The organism is Massilia agilis (genome assembly GCF_024756255.1).
Lineage (GTDB): Bacteria > Pseudomonadota > Gammaproteobacteria > Burkholderiales > Burkholderiaceae_D > Telluria > Telluria agilis.
This window is the reverse complement of sequence record NZ_JANUHB010000002.1, coordinates 166,092-186,567: the sequence shown is the minus strand read 5'-3', so window position 1 is coordinate 186,567 and position 20,476 is coordinate 166,092. Positions and strand designations below refer to the sequence as shown.

Annotated in this window: 15 protein-coding genes; 10 read left to right on the top strand and 5 right to left on the bottom strand. The window is 66.0% G+C overall.

Going from position 1 to position 20,476, the window contains the following annotated elements:
- Positions 1-10 precede the first annotated feature (10 nt).
- Positions 11-1,216: a hypothetical protein gene (locus NX774_RS07725; protein ID WP_258821603.1), complete on the bottom strand. Its 1,206-nt coding sequence runs from the start codon at positions 1,214-1,216 to the stop codon at positions 11-13.
- A gap of 395 nt (positions 1,217-1,611) precedes the next feature.
- Between NX774_RS07725 and NX774_RS07720 the strand changes: the two genes are divergently transcribed.
- From NX774_RS07720 to dcd, 10 genes are all read left to right on the top strand, one after another.
- Positions 1,612-2,877 carry a lipoprotein-releasing ABC transporter permease subunit gene (locus NX774_RS07720; protein ID WP_258821602.1) on the top strand — a complete coding sequence of 422 codons (1,266 nt, stop codon included), beginning with the start codon at positions 1,612-1,614 and terminating at the stop codon, positions 2,875-2,877.
- Positions 2,870-3,571, top strand: coding sequence for a lipoprotein-releasing ABC transporter ATP-binding protein LolD (lolD, locus tag NX774_RS07715; RefSeq protein ID WP_258821601.1), 702 nt, complete (start codon positions 2,870-2,872; stop codon positions 3,569-3,571). The genes NX774_RS07720 and lolD overlap by 8 nt, the downstream gene beginning before the upstream one ends.
- A 4-nt stretch (positions 3,572-3,575) precedes the next feature.
- Entirely contained in the window at positions 3,576-4,379 is an 804-nt protein-coding gene (locus NX774_RS07710; RefSeq protein WP_258821600.1) for a TatD family hydrolase, read from the top strand.
- A gap of 162 nt (positions 4,380-4,541) precedes the next feature.
- A complete protein-coding gene (locus tag NX774_RS07705; protein ID WP_258821599.1) occupies positions 4,542-7,370 on the top strand; it encodes a type VI secretion system Vgr family protein in 2,829 nt (942 codons plus the stop codon).
- Position 7,371: 1 nt separating this feature from the next.
- On the top strand, positions 7,372-9,102 hold the full coding sequence (locus NX774_RS07700; protein ID WP_258821598.1) for an esterase/lipase family protein: 1,731 nt from the start codon (positions 7,372-7,374) through the stop codon (positions 9,100-9,102).
- Positions 9,099-10,796 carry a T6SS immunity protein Tli4 family protein gene (locus NX774_RS07695; RefSeq protein ID WP_258821597.1) on the top strand — a complete coding sequence of 566 codons (1,698 nt, stop codon included), beginning with the start codon at positions 9,099-9,101 and terminating at the stop codon, positions 10,794-10,796. Before NX774_RS07700 ends, NX774_RS07695 begins: the two co-directional genes overlap by 4 nt.
- A 24-nt stretch (positions 10,797-10,820) precedes the next feature.
- Positions 10,821-11,918 carry a T6SS immunity protein Tli4 family protein gene (locus NX774_RS07690; protein ID WP_258821596.1) on the top strand — a complete coding sequence of 366 codons (1,098 nt, stop codon included), beginning with the start codon at positions 10,821-10,823 and terminating at the stop codon, positions 11,916-11,918.
- A 43-nt stretch (positions 11,919-11,961) separates the two neighbouring features.
- The gene (locus NX774_RS07685) at positions 11,962-14,319 is read left to right on the top strand and encodes a DNA internalization-related competence protein ComEC/Rec2 (RefSeq protein ID WP_258821595.1); all 2,358 of its coding nucleotides are present in this window, start codon (positions 11,962-11,964) and stop codon (positions 14,317-14,319) included.
- A 69-nt stretch (positions 14,320-14,388) separates the two neighbouring features.
- The gene (locus NX774_RS07680) at positions 14,389-15,186 is read left to right on the top strand and encodes an alpha/beta hydrolase (RefSeq protein ID WP_258821594.1); all 798 of its coding nucleotides are present in this window, start codon (positions 14,389-14,391) and stop codon (positions 15,184-15,186) included.
- Positions 15,187-15,256: 70 nt separating this feature from the next.
- A complete protein-coding gene (gene dcd, locus NX774_RS07675) occupies positions 15,257-15,823 on the top strand; it encodes a dCTP deaminase (protein ID WP_258821593.1) in 567 nt (188 codons plus the stop codon).
- Between the two features lie 158 nt (positions 15,824-15,981).
- Here the strand turns inward: dcd and NX774_RS07670 are convergent, their stop codons facing one another.
- The 4 genes from NX774_RS07670 to thyA form a co-directional block, all read right to left on the bottom strand.
- A complete protein-coding gene (locus NX774_RS07670) occupies positions 15,982-18,234 on the bottom strand; it encodes an arginine/lysine/ornithine decarboxylase (protein ID WP_258821592.1) in 2,253 nt (750 codons plus the stop codon).
- A 324-nt stretch (positions 18,235-18,558) separates the two neighbouring features.
- Positions 18,559-19,173, bottom strand: coding sequence for a DUF4337 domain-containing protein (locus tag NX774_RS07665; RefSeq protein WP_258821591.1), 615 nt, complete (start codon positions 19,171-19,173; stop codon positions 18,559-18,561).
- 6 nt (positions 19,174-19,179) lie between these two features.
- Positions 19,180-19,665, bottom strand: coding sequence for a dihydrofolate reductase (locus NX774_RS07660; protein ID WP_258821590.1), 486 nt, complete (start codon positions 19,663-19,665; stop codon positions 19,180-19,182).
- Positions 19,665-20,459, bottom strand: a complete 795-nt coding sequence (thyA, locus tag NX774_RS07655) for a thymidylate synthase (protein WP_258821589.1) — start codon at positions 20,457-20,459, stop codon at positions 19,665-19,667. The genes NX774_RS07660 and thyA overlap by 1 nt, the downstream gene beginning before the upstream one ends.
- Positions 20,460-20,476 lie beyond the last annotated feature (17 nt).

Genomic DNA, 20,476 nt, shown 5'->3' with positions numbered 1-20,476 from the left:
GTCGGTTGGCTCACGGTGAGATCGGGCCGGGCGCGGCACTGATCACGCCGCTGGCCGTTCCCTTGCGCGTCATTTCCGTGCCGGGCGACCAGATGTAGCCGGCCGAGACAGCCTCGCTCGGCGAGCCGTCCGAGTTGATGTAGGTGCGGTAGTGCAGCGAGGCCGCGCTTTCCCGCGCGCGCGGCACGAAGGCGGTGCCGTCGGTGCGCAAGTCCACCTCGTTGTGCAGCACGCGGCGCACGAAGTCGCGCTGGCTGCGAAATGCCAGGGGCGCGGCAAAGTCGTTGGTGATGATCTCGGCCGGGTCGCGCTTTTCGACCGCCTTGATGGCCTCGGCCGCCGTGTGGAAGTGCCCCAGCTCGTAGTCCAGGAAGCGCTCCCAGATCGCCTTGACGTGGTGATTGGTCTCCTGCTCGACGCAGCTGTAGTAGTTGTAGCACTCGGCCGCCTCGTGCAGCAGCCACTGTTCGAGCACCGTTTCGGTTGGGTCGAGCATCGACTCGTACTGGGTCACGTGCTGCTCCTCGACCGACGCGATTTCGGCGTACAGCTGGCGCGCCAGCGGGTCGGAGAAGGTGGGCCCGATGTTCATGTAGTAGTTGTGGGTCTGCGCCTCGCCGGCCACGATGGTGAGCGCGTGCAGCTTGGTCAGCATGGCGGCGCGTGTGCGGTCGTAGTGGTTGCGCAGGTCGTCCTGCGGGGCGCGGTGGTGCTCGATGGTCGGGCGGCCGGGCAGGATGTCGGTGTAGCTTTGCAGGATGTTGTTGGCGTCCTTGCCCTCGAGCCGGTCGAGCAGGGCCGCGTAGCGGTACATGTGGTCGAAGTCTTCCAGCAGGCCGAAGCGGTAGACCTGGGCCAGGTAGGGATCGGGCTCGACCTGGGCGATGGCGGCGGTGACTTCGATCGCGACCTGTTCGTAGCCGATCGTGGTTTCGAGCGGCGAATGGTCGGCGGCGAGCAGCCAGTTGACCATCGTGCACTGGTGCTGCTCGGTGCGCCGCACTTGCGCCAGCGGCAGGCGCAGGTCGGCGTTGCAGCGCGCCGCCATGTGGCCGAAGCGCAGCGCTTCCTGCTCCAGGCCGTTCATCAGGATCACGCGCACGCGGGTGAAGGCGTCGTCGTCGAGCTTGCTGATCGGCTTTTGCACCATGTCGCGCCAGGTGAAGCGCTGGTCCTCGACTCGGACCCCTTTGGAATCGAAGAGACTGAATGCCATGTTGGTTCTCCGGGTGGCAAAAGAAGCGCAGGGCCGCGCCAGCGGTCCGCGTCGTCATTCGATGCCTTGCATGGCTGGCTAGTTCAATCAATATGGGTTGGGGCTGGGTGGGTTCGTCCTCTGCCGGGCACATCGCGGACGCGCCTGCGGGCAGCCCGTACCCTAAAAACCGTCATCCCGGCGCAGGCCGGGATCCATGCTGACTTCCCGAAGTAGCCACCGGGTTATGGATCCCGGCCTTCGCCGGGATGACGGCTCGACGTTGGGAGGCAAGAGGTGACTCCGTCACTATTCGCCCGACTGCGTGCGGCCACTCAATTCAATTGTGTCAATCCCTGTCATGGTTGAGCTTTGTATGGCAAACTGCGGGGTCTGACGTTTTTGTGCCCGGACCCATGAGTCTCATCCAGAACCTGCCGTATGAATGGCTGGTCGGCCTGCGCTACACGCGTGCCGGCAAGCGCAGCGGCCGCAACAGCTTCATTTCCTTCATCTCGCTCATCTCGGTGTCCGGGATCGCGCTCGGCGTGGCCGCGCTCATCGTCGTGCTGTCCGTGATGAACGGCTTCCAGAAAGAAGTGACCGACCGCATGCTGTCGGTGCTGGCCCACATCGAAATCTTCGACGCCAGCGGCGGCATGCCCAACTGGCGCCAGGCCGAGCAGGAGGCGTTCCGCAACCCGGCCGTCAAGGGCGCGGCCCCGTTCGTCGAGACGCGCGGCATGCTGCTGCGCGACGGCGAAATGCGCCCCACCGTGATTCGCGGCGTGCTGCCCAGCGAAGAGCGCAAGGTGTCCGAGGTCGCCAACCAGATCAAGCAGGGCAGCTTCGACGCGCTCACGCCGGGCTCGTTCAACATCGTGCTGGGCTCGGCGCTGGCGCGTTCGCTGAACGTCACGGTCGGCGACAAGGTGACCATGGCGCTGGCCCAGACCCAGCCCACGCCGGCCGGCGTGCTGCCGCGGCTGAAGTCGTTCAACGTCGTCGGCGTCTTTGAAGCCGGCCACTACGAGTTCGATTCGGCGCTCTCGTTCGTGAGCCTGGAAGACGCCGAAAAGATGGAGCGCCTCGACGCGCCGTCCGGCCTGCGCCTGCGCATCGCCGACATGCACAAGGCCCCGCAGGTGGCCGAGGAGCTCAAGGGAAGCATGTCCGGCGACCTGATCATGCGCGACTGGTCCAAGCTCAACGCCAACTGGTTCGCCGCCGTGCAGACGGAAAAACGCATGATGTTCATTATCCTTACCCTGATCATCGCGGTGGCCGCGTTCAACCTTGTGTCCACCCTGGTGATGACGGTGACCGACAAGCAGGCCGACATCGCCATCCTGCGCACGCTTGGCTCGTCGCCGCGCTCGATCATGAAGATCTTCATGGTGCAGGGCGCGCTGGTGGGGATCATGGGCACGCTGGTGGGCGTCACGCTCGGCGTGATCGTGGCCCTGAACATCGACGTGATCGTGCCGTTCATCGAACACATGTTTGGCGTGCAGTTCCTGTCCAAGGATATTTACCTGATCAGCGAAATGCCGTCCGACCTGCGCTGGCCGGACGTCTTCAAGATCGGCGGCCTGTCGGTGCTGCTGGCCTTCGTCGCAACCATTTACCCGAGCTGGTCCGCTTCGCGCGTCAAGCCGGCGGAGGCGCTGCGCTATGAATAACGATGTAAGCATGATGCCAGTGCTGTCCTGCCGCGGCCTGTCCAAGACCTTCAAGGAGGGCAACTACCAGGTGCGGGTGCTGGACGGGATCGACTTTTCGGTGGCGCGCGGCGAGCGCGTGGCCATCGTCGGCGCCTCCGGTTCCGGCAAATCGACCCTGCTGCACTTGCTGGGCGGGCTCGATACGCCGACCTCGGGTTCGGTCACGCTGATGGGGGAGGATTTTGCCTCGCTGTCCGAGACCCGGCGCGGCGAGCTGCGCAACTCGTCGCTGGGCTTCGTGTACCAGTTCCACCACCTGCTGCCGGAGTTCTCGGCGCTCGACAACGTGGCGATGCCGCTCCTGATCCGGCGCGTCAAGCGCGCCGCGGCCAACGAGCGCGCGCAGGCCATCCTTGCCCGCGTGGGCCTGGCCAACCGGGTCATCCACCGGCCGGGCGAGCTGTCGGGCGGCGAGCGCCAACGGGTTGCGCTGGCGCGCGCGCTCGTCACCGAGCCGGCCTGCGTGCTGGCCGACGAACCGACCGGGAACCTGGACCGCAGCACCGCCGAGTCGATCTTCGACCTGATGCTCGAACTCTCGCGCACGCTCGGCACCTCGTTCGTGATCGTCACCCACGACCCCGAACTGGCACGCCGCTGCGACCGCGTGCTGCGCCTGACCGAGCACGGACTGCAGGCGGTCGAGGCCTAGGCGAATGTGGATCGACACCCACTGCCACCTGGACGCGGCAGAATTCGGCGCACAGGCGCTGGATGTCGCGCACAGGGCAGGGCAGGCCGGGGTGTCGATGATCGTGATCCCGGCGGTCGAGCGCGGTAACTTCGAAACCGTGGCCTCGCTTGCCGCCAGCGCCCCGAACGCCTGCTATGCATTGGGAATACACCCGATCTTTGTGCCGCAGGCGCAGGACGAGGACCTGGAGGCCTTGCGCGCGGCGGTGGAAGGCGCGCTGGACGATCCCAATTTCGTCGGCGTCGGCGAGATCGGGCTGGACTTCTTCATTCCCATGCTGTGCGAGCCGGCCATGCGCGACAAGCAGGAGCGCTTCTTGCGCGAGCAGCTGCGCATCGCGCGCGACTTCGACCTGCCGGTGCTGCTGCACGTGCGCCGCTCGCAGGACCAGGTGCTCAAGCACTTGCGCCAGATCCGCCCGCCGTGCGGTATCGCCCACGCCTTCAACGGCAGCTTCCAGCAGGCGCAGCACTACATCGACCTGGGCTTTCATCTCGGGTTTGGCGGCGCCATGACCTTTACCCGCGCGCTGCAAATCAGGCGCCTGGCGGCCAGCCTGCCGCTGGACGCGATCGTGCTCGAGACCGACGCGCCCGACATCGCTCCCGCCTGGGTGCACCCGGAGCGCAACAGCCCGGAACAGCTGCCCGCCATCGGCGCGGCGCTGGCCGAACTGCGCGGCGTGGACGAGGCCACCATCCGCAGCGCGGCGCACCGCAACGCGCTGGCCGCCATCCCTCGCCTGGCGCGCCTGCTGCCCGCCTGACCGCGTCCTGCGGCCGCGCCACTGTCCATCCATACAGTGGCGACCACATCCTTGCCATTTGGTTCAGGTCGGCAATGCTGACGGACCGCAACTGAGCTCTGCGGTATACGTGTCACCATGGTTGCTTCGAAATACACTTGAAGACAACATCAGGAGCGAGCTTTGGAGAGCACGGCCGAGTTCCTGCGGGTGCTGCAACACGAGCAATCCCTGAGCACCGCACACCGCCAGCTTCGACTGCGCCTTGCGCACTCGGACCAGCTGTCGGACGACGTGCTGCTGCCCCAGCGGGTCGAGGGTGGCGAGTCGATCTGCGACGGCCTCGAGTACCGGGTGTCGTGCGTGGCAAGCAGCCCGGCGTTGCCGCTCAAGGAACTGATCGCGCTGCCGGCCGAAATCCAGATCGTGACCGACCGCGGCCAGCTGCGCAGCGTGTGCGGCATCGTCACCGAGGCCAGGGCCGGCGACTTCGACGGCGGGCTGGCCACCTACCAGCTGGTGCTGCGCGACGCGCTGTCGATCATGGAAAAGCGCACCAACAGCCGTGTCTTCCGGTACCAGAACGAGCTCGAGATCGTGCAGGTGCTGTTCGACGAGTGGCGCCATTCCAATTCGGTGCTGGCCGGCGCCTTCGAGTACGAGCTCGATCCGCTGTTCGACATGCGCCAGTTCCCGCCGCGCGAGCAGGTCATGCAGCACAACGAATCGGACGCGGCGTTCGTGCGGCGCCTGCTCAAGCGGCGCGGCGTATCCTGGGTGTTCCGGGCGGGCCGCAGCCGCAATACTGCGGTCGATCCCGCGCACGACCTGGTTCCCGCGCATACGCTGGTGCTGTTCAACGATGCCAACAGCCTGCCGCAAAACGCGGCCGGCGCGGTGCGCTACCACCGTGACGGCGCCACCGAAAAGCGCGACACCATCACCACCTGGAGCGCGGCGCGCCAGCTGCAGCCGGGCAGCACCACGCGCCACAGCTGGGACTACAAGAACCCGTCCGGCGGCCACTTCATGCTGGCCACCGCGCGCGGCGTGGCCGACCAGGGCGCCAGCGGCAACCAGCTGGCGGCCACGCTGGACGACTACCTTGTCGAGATGCCGCACGCCGGCAACGACATCGAGGATCACTGGCGGCTTGGCCAGCTGCGCATGAACCGGCACGAGTTCCAGACCAAGTGCTTCCACGGCGAGGGCAGCGTGCGCGATTTCTGCGCGGGCGAGTACTTTTCGCTGACGGGGCATCCGGAAATCGACACCCACCCGGCGGCCGAGCGCGATTTCGTGCTGACCGAAGTGCGGCTGTCGGCGCAGAACAACCTGCCCAAGGACTTGTCCGAGCGCGTGGATGCGCTGTTAAGGCGCAACCACTGGATTGACGGCGTGGACCACGCCGCAGTGGGGGACGATGGCCAGATGCGGGTGCGCGTGAGCTTCACCGCAGTGCGGCGCGGCGTGCCGGTGGTGCCCGCGTTCGACCCGCGCACCGACCTGCCGCACCCGCAGCTGCAAAGTGCGCTGGTGGTCGGGCCACCCAACGAAGAGGTGCATTGCGACCCGCTGGGCCGGGTCAAGATCCGCTTTCCCGGCATGCGCGACGAGGACCACAAGCACGCGCACGGCGCCGGCGCCTCGAACTCCCCGGCCGATTCGGCCTGGGTGCGGGTGGCCTCCAACTGGGCCGGCAACGGGCCGGGCAGCCAGCAGCAGTGCGGGACGCTCGGCCTGCCGCGCGTTGGCACCGAGGTGCTGGTGGCGTTCCTGGGCGGCGACCCGGACAAGCCGGTCGTCATTTCGCAGTTGTTCAACCAGCGCGCGGTGCCACCGGCACTGTCGAAAGCCGGCGACCTGCCGGGCAACCGCTACCTGTCCGGCGCGCGCAGCCGCGAGGTGGGTGGCGCGCGCGGCAACCAGCTGCGTTTCGACGACACGCGCGGCCAGATCAGCGCCCAGGTGGCGAGCGACCACGCCGCGTCCGAGCTGAACCTGGGTTGGCTGACCGAGCCCAAGGCCAACGGCCACGGCGAGCCGCGCGGCGAGGGCGCCGAGCTGCGCAGCGACGAGGCGGTGGCCGTGCGCGGCGGGAAGGGCGTGCTGCTCAGCGCGCACCCGGCGCGCCACGCCATGTCGGACCAGCTGGAACGCGGCCACCTGACCGGCCTGGCCGAGCTCATGCAGGGCATGCTCGACGAGCTCTCGCGCCTGGCGGTCGCGCACACGGAAGACGAGGAAAGCCAGCCGCGGCTGGCCGAGCTGGTGGACAAGCTCAAGCGCTGGCATGAGGGAACCAACCTGTCACCGGATGGCGCGCCGGTTGGCGAGGCGCGGCAGCCGATTCTTGCCGGAGCCGCGCCCGGCGGCATCATCCTGGGCAGCAACGACAACCTGGCGCTCGGCGCGCAGACCAAGATCGACGTGGTGTCGGTCGGCGACACCGAGCTGTCCACGGGCCGCAACCTGTTCCTCAGGGCGGCGCGCAGCCTGTCGCTGTTCGTGCACGAGCTGGGCATGCGGTTCGTTGCCGCAAAGGGCGACGTGGTGTTCCAGACGCATAAGGGAAAGGTCGAGGTCAAGTCCGCGGACGAGATCAGCCTGATCGCCACCAAGGGCATTTCGATCCAGGCGCCCTTCGTTCGGATCGTCGGCGACGGCGCCCAGACCACATGGACGGCCGGGACCATCGTGCAGAAGAGTTCGCACGAACAACGGCTGGAGGCCGCCCACTTTCAAATGATCACGGGAACTGCCGGCAGTCCGGAGGTGGCGGCGGCGCCGGAATCCAGCCTGGAAACCGACGAGCGCATCATCGCCGTGGACTGGCAAACCGGCTTGCCGGCGCGGGGCCGGCGTTACATTGCCAAGCATGAAGACGGCACCACCATCGAGGGCGTGACGGACGAGGAGGGCAGGACCAGCATCCTCCAGTCGTACGCGATCGGCGACATCGAGTTTCGTCTGCTGCCCAGGGACGACAAAGGCTCATCGGGCGAGGGGTGACATGACGGAACCGACCAGGCCGTTGCCACCGCCAACCATCGACACCAAGGATGGCAGCCTTGTCGCGCACTCGGTGGCCACGCCCAGGGCGTTCAAGGTTCGCGGCTTGTTGCGGGTTCCTCCCGAGAAGGTGATCCCGGTGATTTTTGTTCCTGGGATCATGGGTACCAACCTCAAGGTGCGCCCCAACGCCGTGGTGACCAACCAGGTCGACCTCAAGCCGGGCGAAGCAGCGTGGCGCCCGCCGAATGGCCTGGTGCAGGGAATTACCGAAGTGCGGCGCTGGCTGCGGCGCGATCCGATCCAGCGGCAGAAGATCCTGAGTCCGGCGCTGCTCGACGTGGACCGCAGCGGCGACCTGCCGGAATCGTCCTTGAAGGAAGAGCAAATGCGGCAGCAGGGCTGGGGCGAAGTACACGTTGGCTCTTACGGCGCCTTGCTGGCGCGCCTGCAGGAGGAGTTGAACACCACCTTCGAGCAGTCCGGCCAGCAAAGGAAGATCTTGCCGCACTGGCGCAAGGTCATCGGCTGCGCGCCGTCGCGCTGGGGCGTGCGCAATATCGCGCCATTGACCGAGGATGAGCTGATGGTGCATGCCGCCCACTACTTTCCCGTGTATGCCGTGGGGTACAACTGGCTGCAGTCGTGCGCCGTTTCGGCCGACCGGCTGCGGGAGCGGGTCCTGGCCATCATCAAGGAATGGAATGTCGGGAACTGGACCTGCAAGCACGTGATCCTCGTGAGCCATTCGATGGGCGGCCTGGTGGCGCGCGCCTGCGCCAAGCAGATTCCGGCGCAGGTGTTGGGCGTGATCCACGGGGTGATGCCGGCCTATGGCGCGCCGGTCGCGTACCGGCGCATCGCCTGCGGCACGGAAGGGGGCCGCTTCAATCGTGACCTTGGGGACAATGTGCCCGACGAACTGTTCGCCGTGATCGCGGGGCGGACGGCGGAGGAGACCACCCCGGTCATGGCCGTGTCGCCCGGCGTGCTGGAGCTGTTGCCGAACCAGTACTATCCGGCGCCCTGGTTGAGCGTGAAGACCGTGCGGACGGTCAACAAGACGGAGCAGTACCGCGAGGTGCTCAATCTGCCGCAGGGCAACCCGTACGACTTTTACCGCGACACGCAAAGCTGGTACAGGATGATCGATCCGGCGCTGGCGGACCCGGCCAAGGATTACGCGCGCTTGCCCGGCGGGGTGTCGGCGATGATCAGCAAGGCGATCGGCACTGCGGAGCAATTTCACCGATCCGTGTTGGCGGACGGACCAGCCGCCGGCAGCAGCGAGGCCGCGGCGCAACCGGCATCGGCCGCCGCGATGCCCAGCGCAAAACCGAGGCCTTATTACCATCCCCGGACCTACGCCTATTACGGCGCGGACGAGGAGCATCGGTCGTTCGGCCAGATCCGCTGGGTGGCCGCGGAGCCAAGCGGGCAGAACCTCGTCATCACGGACAACAACCTCAAGCAAGCCCGCCTGAGCCACTGCTTTCCGGATGGGACCAGGGAGGTCCAGGTGGAGGGCCGCTTTCCGTTGCGCTTTCGTCCATGGCTGCAGGACGCAGCCGGCGACGACACGGTCCCGTACCAGTCAGGTGCCGGCGCCGCGACGGGCGTGCTGCAGGCGTTCCGGATGCAGGGCTACAGCCATCAGGGGAGCTTCCAGCACGAGGACGTGATCCTGCTCACGCAATACCTGATTGCGAAGATCGTACAGAGCCTGAAATGAAGCGTCGCTCCGGCTTTTTGCTTCCACTACAGGTTCTGCTGGGGGTGGCGTTCTTCCTGATGGCCGACGTGCTGGCCATGCAAGGCATCCATGATCGCTATAGGGTGGCGAAGATGACTGAGAAGATGAAAACATTTTGTCTTGGCCGATTCCTGATCGATCTTCCCGCCAATGCCACCGTCAGCTACGGCCCGGCCTTCATTGACGGCTTTCACCTCTGGACACGGCTGGAAGACGACGGCGAGTTCACGCGGCGGGTGGCTGCGCGGGAAACCGAAATCGCGGGCCAGATGAACAAGCTCGGCAAGAAGAATCTTGAGCTGGTCAAGACTTACCGCAGCGGGGCGTTCAACGGCAAGATGTTTGTGTTTGGCAGATGGCGCGCCGACTGGACGGAGAACGCGAAGGAACGCCACGTCGAGGCGGTCGCGGTGGAAGGATTCCTGCACGGTGAGGGCGTGAGCTTCCACTTCAGCACAGAGAATTACGATCCGGCGCTTGCCGGCGCCATGCTCAAACTGTTCGAAAAAATCGCCGTGCGTGGCGACGACGAGCTGCCGGCGCGGCCGGGATTTTGCGTCGGCCATGCGATCGTCCAGGATCCGCATCACGACCCGACCGAGCGCGCGACCCTCTTTGCCGGACTACCGGGACATCCCGACCTGGCAATCGTGTTCGATTCCACCGCCGGCGTAAGGCCTTCGCGGCCACTCCTGGCGCGCAATGCCGCCGCCAACGAGTCGCTCCCGCTGTTGATGCGGCTGCCCGTGCGCACCCTGCGCGAAGGCGGGCGCGTCATCAATGGCTTGCGTGGCGAGGAGCTGGTCGAAAAGGCGACCGAGCTCAATTTCGCCACCACCTTCAGCTTTGAATGGGAGATGTTCGGCAAGGAAGACGACGTGCACGCGCCCTTGCTTAGCCTGGAGCTGCAGACCGGCCTGAATCCCCATGCCGGCGGAAAGCCGGTGCAATCGAGCCTGACCGAATCGGCGCTGGTGCAATTGTGGGACAAGATTTCCGCGAGCGTGCGGTTACGGCCCACCACGCCGATACCGGCTGCGCCGACCCCCGCCCCGGGTGCGCAACTTGGAACGAACGCGCGCGCCGGGGAAACCTGCCCGCAGAGCGGCTGGTGGCAGTGCAGCGAAGGGGGGAATGGCGTGCGGGTATTGGGTGGCCAGCGACAGTACCTGAAGAAGGGGCAGCGCATGCCGCAGGCGCTATTGCTGCCCGCCCCGACGGTCTGGGAGAAAGTGCGCGGCATCCAGCCAAGTTTCGAGGCGAGTACGCCAACGATCTGGAAACTGGCCGACCGGCGAACGGCGTCGCGCGCCCAGGCATCGCCACATCTGGAGCAGGCGGAAGTGCCGCGCGCCGATGCGCTGCAGGCCGGCAGCGTGCTGCCGGCGGGCGCCGGCGCCAACACGCCGCTCGGCACTTACGTGAAGACGGGCGAGCCGTGCCCGGCAAGCGGTTGGTGGCGATGCGAGGAATCGGCGGCGCTGGACGGAACGCGCTGGTTCGCCAGTGGCACGCTGCTCCCGGCTGCCACCTTCCAGCTGCCGACCGGCGTGTTTGCGAAGGCAGCCAGTCCGCCAATCATCCGGCGCCGCAGCAACTGGCAGCTTTTGCGGCATGCCGATGCGCAGGGCGACGTACCCGGGGTTGGTCCCGGGGAACCGCCGGAAGCCTGACGATCTCCTTGCCTGGAGGTGTGCGTGATAGCCGCGAAGCGACTGACGAAGGTATTGGGTTCGCTATTCTTGCTTGGCTTGCTACTCGGCGCCGTCTTCGCCTTGCCGCGGCGGTCCGGAGGGCATCAGGAGGCGCTGCTTGCCGGCGAAACGAAGACGGTTTGCGTTGGCCGCTTCCTGATCGACCTGCCGGAAGGCATGCGGCTGTCACGCAGCCAAACCTTCATCGATGGCTTTCACGTCAACGCGTTTCCCGAGACAAGCGACGCATTCCGTACCCGCGTCGCGGCACGCCAGGCCGAGATCGAAGCCAAGCCGAACGAGCTGCGGCGCCAGAACCTGGAATCGGCGACACGGATCCATGTTAACGGCTTCGACGGCAAGATGTTCGTCTTCGGCCGCAACGCAAGCTACACGATGGACTATGGCAAGCGCCAGGTGCTGGAAGGCGTTGCGCTCGAAGCGCACGTGCATGCCGATGGCCTGAGCTTTGCCGTGATCGCGGACGATTACAACCCGCAACTGATCGAGAACCTGCCAAAGCTGATCCGCCAGCTGCGGCGCGTCGCCCCCGGCGTCATTCCCGCCGAGCCGGGCTTCTGTTTTGGCGAGGGAATGTTTGTCGATCCGCTGGCGGCCGACCAGGGCGAAAGCACCAGCATCTTCGTGGACATTCCCGGCCATCCTGATGTGGTCATCGCATTTTCGACGATGGCGGGCACCAAGCCGCGCCACGGACTATTGGAGCGCAGCGCGCGGGCCGCGGCGCGGGAACCGCTGTGGATGCGCGCTGCCTTCAAGACCTTGCGGGAAGGAAAGCGATCGATCAATGGACTGGCCGGGGAGGAGGTGGCGGTCAAGGTGACCGAGCTGAACTTGAGCACGGGATTCGGCCTGGACTGGGAGATGGCGGGCAACGAGACCGATGTCCATGCCCCATTCCTGCACCTGGAAATGGAGACCGGGCGCAATCCGCGCGCGGGTGGCAAGCCCGTGCAATCCAGCCTTGCGCAAGACAGCGTGCTGGAGCTATGGGACGCGATTTCCTCGAGCATTCGCCTGCGACCGTCGGCGCCAGCCAGCAAGCTGCCCGCGGACGCCCTCGCTTCCGGTCAGCCTTGAACTGGCGGCTGCTCCGGTGCGCTTGTAGCGGAACGGAGGACTGATGCGCTGTGCGATCCTCGGTTTTGTCGCGGGCGCATGGCTGCTGCAGACCTGCGCGGACCTGCCAGGCCATGCCATTCTGGCGGCTTGCATGGCGCTGGCGCTTGTGCTGGCCGTCGCACTGCGCGGTCCGCTGCGTGCAGCATTGGCTGGCGCGCTCCTGGGCTTTTGCTGGGCGGCGCTGGTTGCCGGACTGGCGCTGGGCAGCGGGCTCGCGCACGAGGAGGAGGGGCGTGACTTCACGGTCGTTGGCACCGTCGACAGCCTGCCGAATCGGTTCGAGCAGGGCGTACGCTTCAACTTCAGGGTCGAGCGCACCGAGGGTAGCGGGCCGCGGGTGCCGCCGCTCGTGGCGCTGTCGTGGTATGACGGCCTGCGCGGCGGGAACGCGGCCGAGGTGCTGCCCGGCGAGCGCTGGCGGCTCACCGTGCGCCTGCAGCGGCCGCACGGGAACGCCAATCCGTACGGCTTCGACTACGAGGCCTGGCTGCTGGAGCAGGGCGTACGCGCCACCGGCTATGTGCGCCCGTCGGGCGAGGCCAACCGGCGGCTGGATGCCTTCGTTGCCACGCCGGACAACGCGGTCGAGCGTGCGCGCTTCGCCCTGCGCGGACGCATCTTGCGCGCACTGCCGGGCAAGGAATACGCTGGCGTCATCGTGGCGCTCGTCATTGGCGACCAGCGCGGCATCGACCAGTCCGACTGGGTCGTCTTCAACCGCACCGGCATCAGTCACCTGATCTCCATTTCGGGCTTGCACATCACGATGGTCGCGGGCTTGTTTGCGCTCGGGGTCGCGGCATTGTGGCGCAGGTCGTTCTTCACGCGCGCGCAGCTGCCGCTGCTGCTGCCGGCACAGAAGGTGGCGGCAGTGGCAGGCGCCGCCGTCGCGCTGCTGTATGTGCTGCTCGCCGGCTTCGGCGTACCCGCGCAGCGCACGCTCTACATGCTGGCGGTGGTGGCGCTCGCGCTGTGGTTCGGCCGCATCGCTAGCGTGTCGCACGTGCTGTGCGCGGCCCTTGGCGTGGTCGTGCTGCTCGATCCGTGGGCGATGCTGTGGCCCGGGTTCTGGCTGTCGTTCGGCGCGGTGGCCGTGATCCTGTACGCCAGCGTGGGCCGCATCGGAGAACCGGAGACGGGCTGGCGCGGCGCGCTGCGTGCTGCCTTGCGTACCCAGTTTGCGGTGACGCTTGGCCTGGTGCCGCTGACGATGCTGCTGTTCGGACAGGTGTCGCTGGTCAGCCCGTTGGCCAATGCGGTGGCCATTCCGCTCGTGAGCTTCGTGGTGACGCCGCTGTCGCTCGCGGGCGCGCTGCTGCCCGAGCCGCTGTGCGGGTGGCTTCTGGTCCTCGCGCACGTAGCCGTCGAGCTGCTCGCGCGCATGCTGTCCTGGCTTGGCGCGCAGCCGCTTGCCGTGTGGACGGCGCCGCAGCCGCCGGCCTGGCTGTTCGGCCTGGCGCTCGCAGGAACGCTGTGGATGCTGGCCCCGCGCGGCTGGCCGCACCGCTGGGCCGGCGCGTGCGCCTGGCTGCCGTTGCTCGCGCAGGTCCCCACGCATCCCGGCGCCGGCGAGTTCAGCGTCACGGCCTTCGACGTGGGACAGGGGATGGCCCTGCTGGTCGAGACGCAGCACCACCGGCTGCTCTACGATACCGGCCCGGCCTACGCGCTCGATGCGAACGGTGGCAACCGTGTGATCGCTCCCTACCTGCGCGCGCGCGGCATCGGTGCGATCGATGCGATGGTGGTCTCGCACAGCGACACCGACCATTCGGGCGGAGCACTGGCGTTGCTGCAGGCAGTGCGCTTTGGCTGGGTCGCATCGTCGCTCTCGGCGGGCAGCGCCATCGCGCGGGCGGCGCCACATCATGTGCACTGCGCGGCGGGGCAGCGCTGGAACTGGGACGGCATCGAGTTCCAGATGCTGCAGCCCAGCGCAGCAAGCTATGCCGACACCGGCCTGAAATCGAACGCGCGCAGCTGCACGTTGCGGATCGCAGGGCAGCGCCGCAGCCTGCTCATGGCCGGGGATATCGAAGCGGCGCAGGAGGCAGCGCTTGTGTCGCGTGCGGCGGGGATGCTCGCGGCGGATGTGCTGCTCGCGCCGCATCACGGCAGCGGCACCTCGTCGACGGCGCCGTTCCTGGAGGCGGTGCACCCTTCGATCGGCCTGTTCCAGGTGGGCTATCGCAATCGTTACCATCACCCCAAACAGCAGGTGTTCGAGCGCTACGGCGTCATGGGCATCCGGCGCTTGCGCACCGACGAATCCGGCGCCGTCATGCTCGACTTTGGCGATCAGGTGACGGTGCGCGAATACCGGCGCGAGCACCGCCGCTACTGGTACGACAGCCCGTAGTGGCTTCCCTCTAATCGCACGCGGAATCTCGCATTAGAATGGCCACTTGTGTTTTTGGCACCAGTATCCATGACCAAGCCGCTGCTCCATTTCAGCCACGCCAACAGCTACCCGGCCGGCACCTATCGCCAACTGTTCGACGCCCTGGACGGGCAGTTCGACGTGCGTGCGTTCGACATGCACGGCCACGACCCACAGTACCCGGTGGACGACGGCTGGCGCGCGCTGACGGCGGAACTGGTCGCGCAACTCGAACAGCACGGGCGGCCGGCGATCCTGGTCGGGCATTCGCTGGGCGGCATCCTGAGCCTGTTGGCGGCGGCCCAGCGGCCGGACCTGGCCCGCTGCGTGGTCATGCTCGATTCGCCGGTGGTCGCCGGCTGGCGCGCCGTGCTGTGGCGCCTTGCCAAGCTGCGCGGCTGGGCCAACAAGCTCTCGCCCGCGCGCTTCTCGGAGCGCCGCCGCACGGTCTGGCCGGATGCGGCAGCCGCGTACCAGCACTTCGCATCGAAGCAGGTGTTCGCTGCGTGGGCGCCGGGCGTGCTGGCGGACTACCTGGACAACGGCCTGGTGCCGCACCCGGAGGGCGTACAGCTGCGCTTTAGCCGGGAAGTCGAAACCGACATCTACAACACGCTCCCGCATGACATGGGCGCGCTGCTGAAGAAGCCGTTCCCGGTGCCGGTAGGCTTCATCGGCGGCACGCGCTCGGAAGAGATGCGGCAGGCGGGCCTGGGCTCTACGCGCAGGCTGGTTGGCGCGAACATCGCGATGATCGAAGGCGGACACCTGTACCCCATGGAGTCGCCCCTGGTCGCGGCGCGCGAGACCGAACGGATGGTCGCCCGGTTGCTCGGCCGATCGTAAAGACTTTTACGCCGCAGGCTGCTTTTTCGCGTAAAATCGCGGGGATTTACCGCTCTCCCAGGACGTCCCGATGACTATTAAAAGCGACAAATGGATCCGCCGGATGGCACTCGAACACGGCATGATCGCGCCGTTTTCGCCGGGCCAGGTGCGCGAGGCCGATGGCCGCCGCATCATTTCCTACGGCACCTCCTCGTACGGCTACGATATCCGCTGCGCCGACGAATTCAAGGTTTTCACGAACATCAACAGCACCATCGTCGATCCGAAGAATTTCGACTCGAACTCGTTCGTCGATGTGAAGAGCGACGTGTGCATCATCCCCCCGAACTCGTTCGCGCTGGCGCGCACCATCGAGTACTTCCGCATTCCGCGCAATGTGCTGACGGTCTGCCTGGGCAAATCGACGTACGCGCGCTGCGGCATCATCGTCAACGTGACGCCGTTCGAGCCGGAGTGGGAAGGCTATGTGACGCTGGAGTTTTCGAACACCACGCCGCTGCCGGCAAAGATCTATGCCGGCGAAGGCTGCGCGCAGGTGCTGTTCTTCGAAAGCGACGAGATTTGCGAAACCTCGTACAAGGACCGCGGCGGCAAGTACCAAGGCCAGCATGGCGTGACGCTGCCGAAGGCTTGATACGTTTTATGCGGCAGGGCGCCGCAGGATGAAAAAAGGAGCCTGGCCGGCTCCTTTTTTTGTTTGACGCAGCCCGTAGGGTGGGCTCTCGAGCCCACGCGGGTGGTTACGCGGCGCGTATCACCGCGTGGGCACAGGTGCCCACCCTACGACGCCGATTACTGTTTGACGCAGTCGACGAAGTAGCCCAGCTTGCCATCCACCACGCGCTTGACCAGGCCGTGGACGTCGGTCTCGAAGCCCGGGAAGCGCTCGTTGAAGTCGCGCGCGAAGCGCAGGTAGTCCACGATCGTCTTGTTGAAGCGCTCGCCCGGGATCAGGAGCGGAATGCCCGGCGGGTAGGGCGTGAGCAGGATCGCGGTGATGCGGCCTTCCAGCTCGTCGATCGCCACGCGCTCGATCTCGCGGTGCGCCATTTTGGCAAACGCATCCGACGGCTTCATCGCCGGCACCATGTCCGACAAGTACATCTCAGTGGTCAGGCGCGCCACGTCATACTGCTTGTAGAAGTCGTGGATGGCCTGGCACAGGTCGCGCAGGCCCCAGCTCTCGTAGCGCGGGAAGGCAGCCGCGAACTCGGGCATCACGCGCCACATCGGGGTGTTCTTGTCGTAGTCGTCCTTGAACTGCTGCAGCGCCGTCACCAGCGTGTTCCAGCGGCCCTTGGTGATACCGATGGTGAACATGATGAAGAACGAGTACAGCCCGCACTTCTCGATGATCACGCCGTGTTCGGCCAGGTACTTGGTCACGATCGAGGCCGGGATGCCGGTCTCGGCAAAGCTGCCGTCCAGCGCCAGGCCGGGGTTGACCACGGTCGCCTTGATCGGGTCGAGCATGTTGAAGTTCGGCGCCAGCTTCCCGAAGCCGTGCCAGTCGTCCTCGGCGCGGATCATCCAATCTTCCTGCGTGCCGATGCCTTCTTCGCTGAAGGTGTCCGGGCCCCAGACCTTGAACCACCAGTCCTGGCCCCATTCCTCGTCCACCTTCTTCATGGCGCGGCGGAAGTCGAGCGCTTCCAGGATCGATTCCTCGACCAGCGCGGTGCCGCCCGGCGCTTCCATCATCGCGGCGGCCACGTCGCACGAGGCGATGATCGAGTACTGCGGCGAGGTCGAGGTGTGCATCAGGTAGGCCTCGTTGAAGGCATCCTGGTCGAGCTTCACGCTCTCGGACTCGCGCACCAGCACCTGCGAGGCCTGCGACAGGCCGGCCAGCAGCTTGTGGGTGGACTGGGTCGAGAAGATCATCGACTGCTTCGGGCGCGGGCGGTCGTTGCCGATCGCGTGCATGTTCTTGTAGAAGTCGTGGAAGGTCGCGTGCGGCAGCCAGGCTTCGTCGAAGTGCAGGGTGTCGATCTCGCCGTCCAGCAGCTCGCGCAGCACCTCGACGTTGTACACCACGCCGTCATAGGTCGATTGGGTGATGGTGAGGATACGCGGCTTCTTGTTCTTCGCTTCGCGCGCGAACGGGTTGGCCTCGATCTTGCGGCGGATCGATTCGGGGCTGAATTCTTCCAGCGGGATCGGGCCGATGATGCCCAGGTGGTTCCTGGTCGGCATCAGGAACACAGGGATCGCGCCGCACATGATGATCGAGTGCAGGATCGACTTGTGGCAGTTGCGGTCCACCACCACGATGTCGCCCGGCGCCACCGTGGAGTGCCAGACCATCTTGTTCGAGGTCGAGGTGCCGTTGGTGACGAAGTAGCAGTGGTCGGCGTTGTAGATGCGCGCGGCGTTGCGCTCCGAGCGCGCGACCGGGCCGGTGTGGTCGAGCAGCTGGCCCAGTTCCTCGACCGCGTTGCACACGTCGGCGCGCAGCATGTTCTCGCCGAAGAACTGGTGGAACATCTGGCCGATCGGCGACTTCAGGAAGGCCACGCCGCCCGAGTGGCCCGGGCAGTGCCACGAGTACGAGCCGTCGTTGGCGTAGTTGACCAGCGCGCGGAAGAACGGCGGCGCCAGGCTGTCCAGGTAGGCTTTCGCTTCGCGGATGATGTGGCGTGCCTGGAACTCCGGCGTGTCCTCGAACATGTGGATGAAGCCGTGCAGCTCCTTCAGGATGTCGTTCGGCAGGTGGCGGCTGGTGCGGGTCTCGCCGTAGATGTAGATCGGGATGTCCGAGTTCTTGTATCGGATCTCCTCGACGAAGGCGCGCAGGGCGGCCAGGGCGAAATTGGTCTCCTCGGGCGAGCCTTCGCCGAATTCCTCGTCGTCGATCGACAGCACGAAGGCAGCGGCGCGCGACTGCTGCTGGGCGAACTGCGACAGGTCGCCGTAGCTGGTCAGGCCCAGCACTTCCATGCCTTCCTTTTCCATCGCCGCGGCCAGCGCGCGGATGCCCAGGCCGGACGTGTTCTCGGAACGGAAATCCTCGTCAATGATGACGATCGGGAAACGAAATTTCATGGACAGCTCCAATGCGAAGCGCCGTGGGAGCGGCCAACCCCGTCAAGGAGCGGCCACCGCACACGGCACCGAAAAATAAGAAGCGGATTTTCGCAGAAAATCAGCAGTTCGGTGGAAATTTTTTTGTTAGGTTAGCTAGACAGGCATGGGGATGGCGCACCGTTGTTTTTCAGCAAACACTCGTCAACGCGAAATCGTCATCCCTGCGCAGGCGGGGATCCATGCTGAGGCTGTATCCACGCGGCTTGTGCGCCCTTCGAGATTCAGTATGGGTCCCCGCCTGCGCGGGGACGACGTGTGAAGGGCGCGGGTGCCTGTTCGGCGTCAGTGGTGCGCCGCCGCGCCACCGGCAAACAGCGCGCCCAGCGGATCGACGTGCAGGGCCGCGAACGCCCCCAGCGCAAAGCCGATGATCGCTACCACGTAGGTCGCGTTCAGCAGCCAGCGGCGGCGCGTGAGCAGCGTGATCGCCGCCAGCGAGATCGCGATCTGCTCGGCGGTGGTCGCCAATGCCCACTGGTGGTGGCGGTGCATCGCTTCCTCGGACTTCTTGTTCCACTCCTCGGACGAGGCTTCCCACTTTTCCGCGTCCTTCTTGATGTCGCCCTTTTCGGACTGGTAGCGCGCCACGTCGGCCTTGTACTTGGCCTGGTCCACGCCCGGCAGGTTGGAAGCCAGCTCGGCCAGGTTCTGCTTGTTTGACTTGGCCTGGTAGTAGTTCCAGGCATTGGCCGCGGTGGTCTTGTCGATCGCCGCGTTGTTCTTGAAGAGCGCAGCGTCGTTCTGCGTGGCGCCGCCCAGGTAGCCGAACAGCGCGCCCACCGTGGCAAGCACCGCGGTCATCACTGCGATCTTGTTGGAGAAGTTGTCGCTGCCATGGGCGACGTGTTCGACCGCATGGTCATGCGGCCCGTGTACGTGAAAACCGTGTCCGGACATTCCTGTTTACTTTCTCTTCTCGTAAGTGACAAACGAATAGTCGAAGCCATTGGCCTCGGAATGGTGGCGCTCGCGCGCGGTCTCGACCCATTGGGCGGGATCGATCGCCGGGAAGAAGGTATCGCAGCGGAAGACGTGATCGATCTCGGTGATGATAATGCGGTGCGCGACTGCCAGCGACTCGTTGAAGATTTGCGCGCCCCCGATGATGCTGGCCGGTTCGTCCGCCGCCATCGCCACCGCCTGCGCCAGCGAGTACGCGACCTCGACGCCTTCGTGGGTCCAGCCTGCGTTGCGGGTGACGACGATGTTGCGGCGCTTGGGCAGCGGGCGGCCGATCGAGTCGAAGGTCTTGCGGCCCATGATGATCGGGTGGCCGAGCGTGACGCGCTTGAAGTGCGCCAGGTCCTCGGGCAGGTGCCAGGGCAGCTTGTTGTCGATGCCGATGCCGCGCTGGGCATCCATCGCCACGACGAGAGTGATCTGAGCCATCAGACAGCCACCGGCGCCTTGATCCCGGGATGCGGCTCGTAGCCCGTCACCTCGAAATCCTCGAATTTGTAGTCGAACAGCGAGTCCGGCTTGCGCTTGACAACCAGCTTGGGCAGCGCCAGCGGCGCGCGCGACAGCTGCAGGTCCACCTGCTCCATGTGGTTGGAGTACAGGTGGCAGTCGCCGCCAGTCCAGACGAAGTCGCCCACGTCCAGGTCCGCCTGCTGCGCCATCATGTGGGTGAGCAGGGCGTAGGACGCGATGTTGAACGGCACGCCAAGGAAGATGTCGGCGCTGCGCTGGTACAGCTGGCATGAGAGTTTGCCGTCGGCGACGTAGAACTGGAACATCGCGTGGCAGGGCGGCAGCTTCATCTTCGGCACGTCGGCCACGTTCCAGGCCGAGACGATCATCCGCCGCGAATCCGGGTTGTTACGGATCTGATCCATCACCTGCGCGATCTGGTCGATATGCTCGCCGTTGGGGGCCGGCCAGCTGCGCCACTGGTAGCCGTAGATCGGGCCCAGCTCGCCGTTCGCGTCGGCCCACTCGTCCCAGATGCTCACGCCGTTTTGCTTCAGGTAGGCGATGTTGGTGGAGCCGGCCAGGAACCACAGCAGCTCGTGGATCACCGACTTCAGGTGCACCTTCTTGGTGGTCACCAGCGGGAAGCCTTCGGCGAGATTGAAGCGCATCTGGTAGCCGAACACCGAGCGCGTGCCGGTGCCGGTGCGGTCGGTCTTGACCGCGCCATGCTCTTTCACATGGCGCATGAAGTCGAGGTATTGGCGCATCGTGTTGGACTATGTAA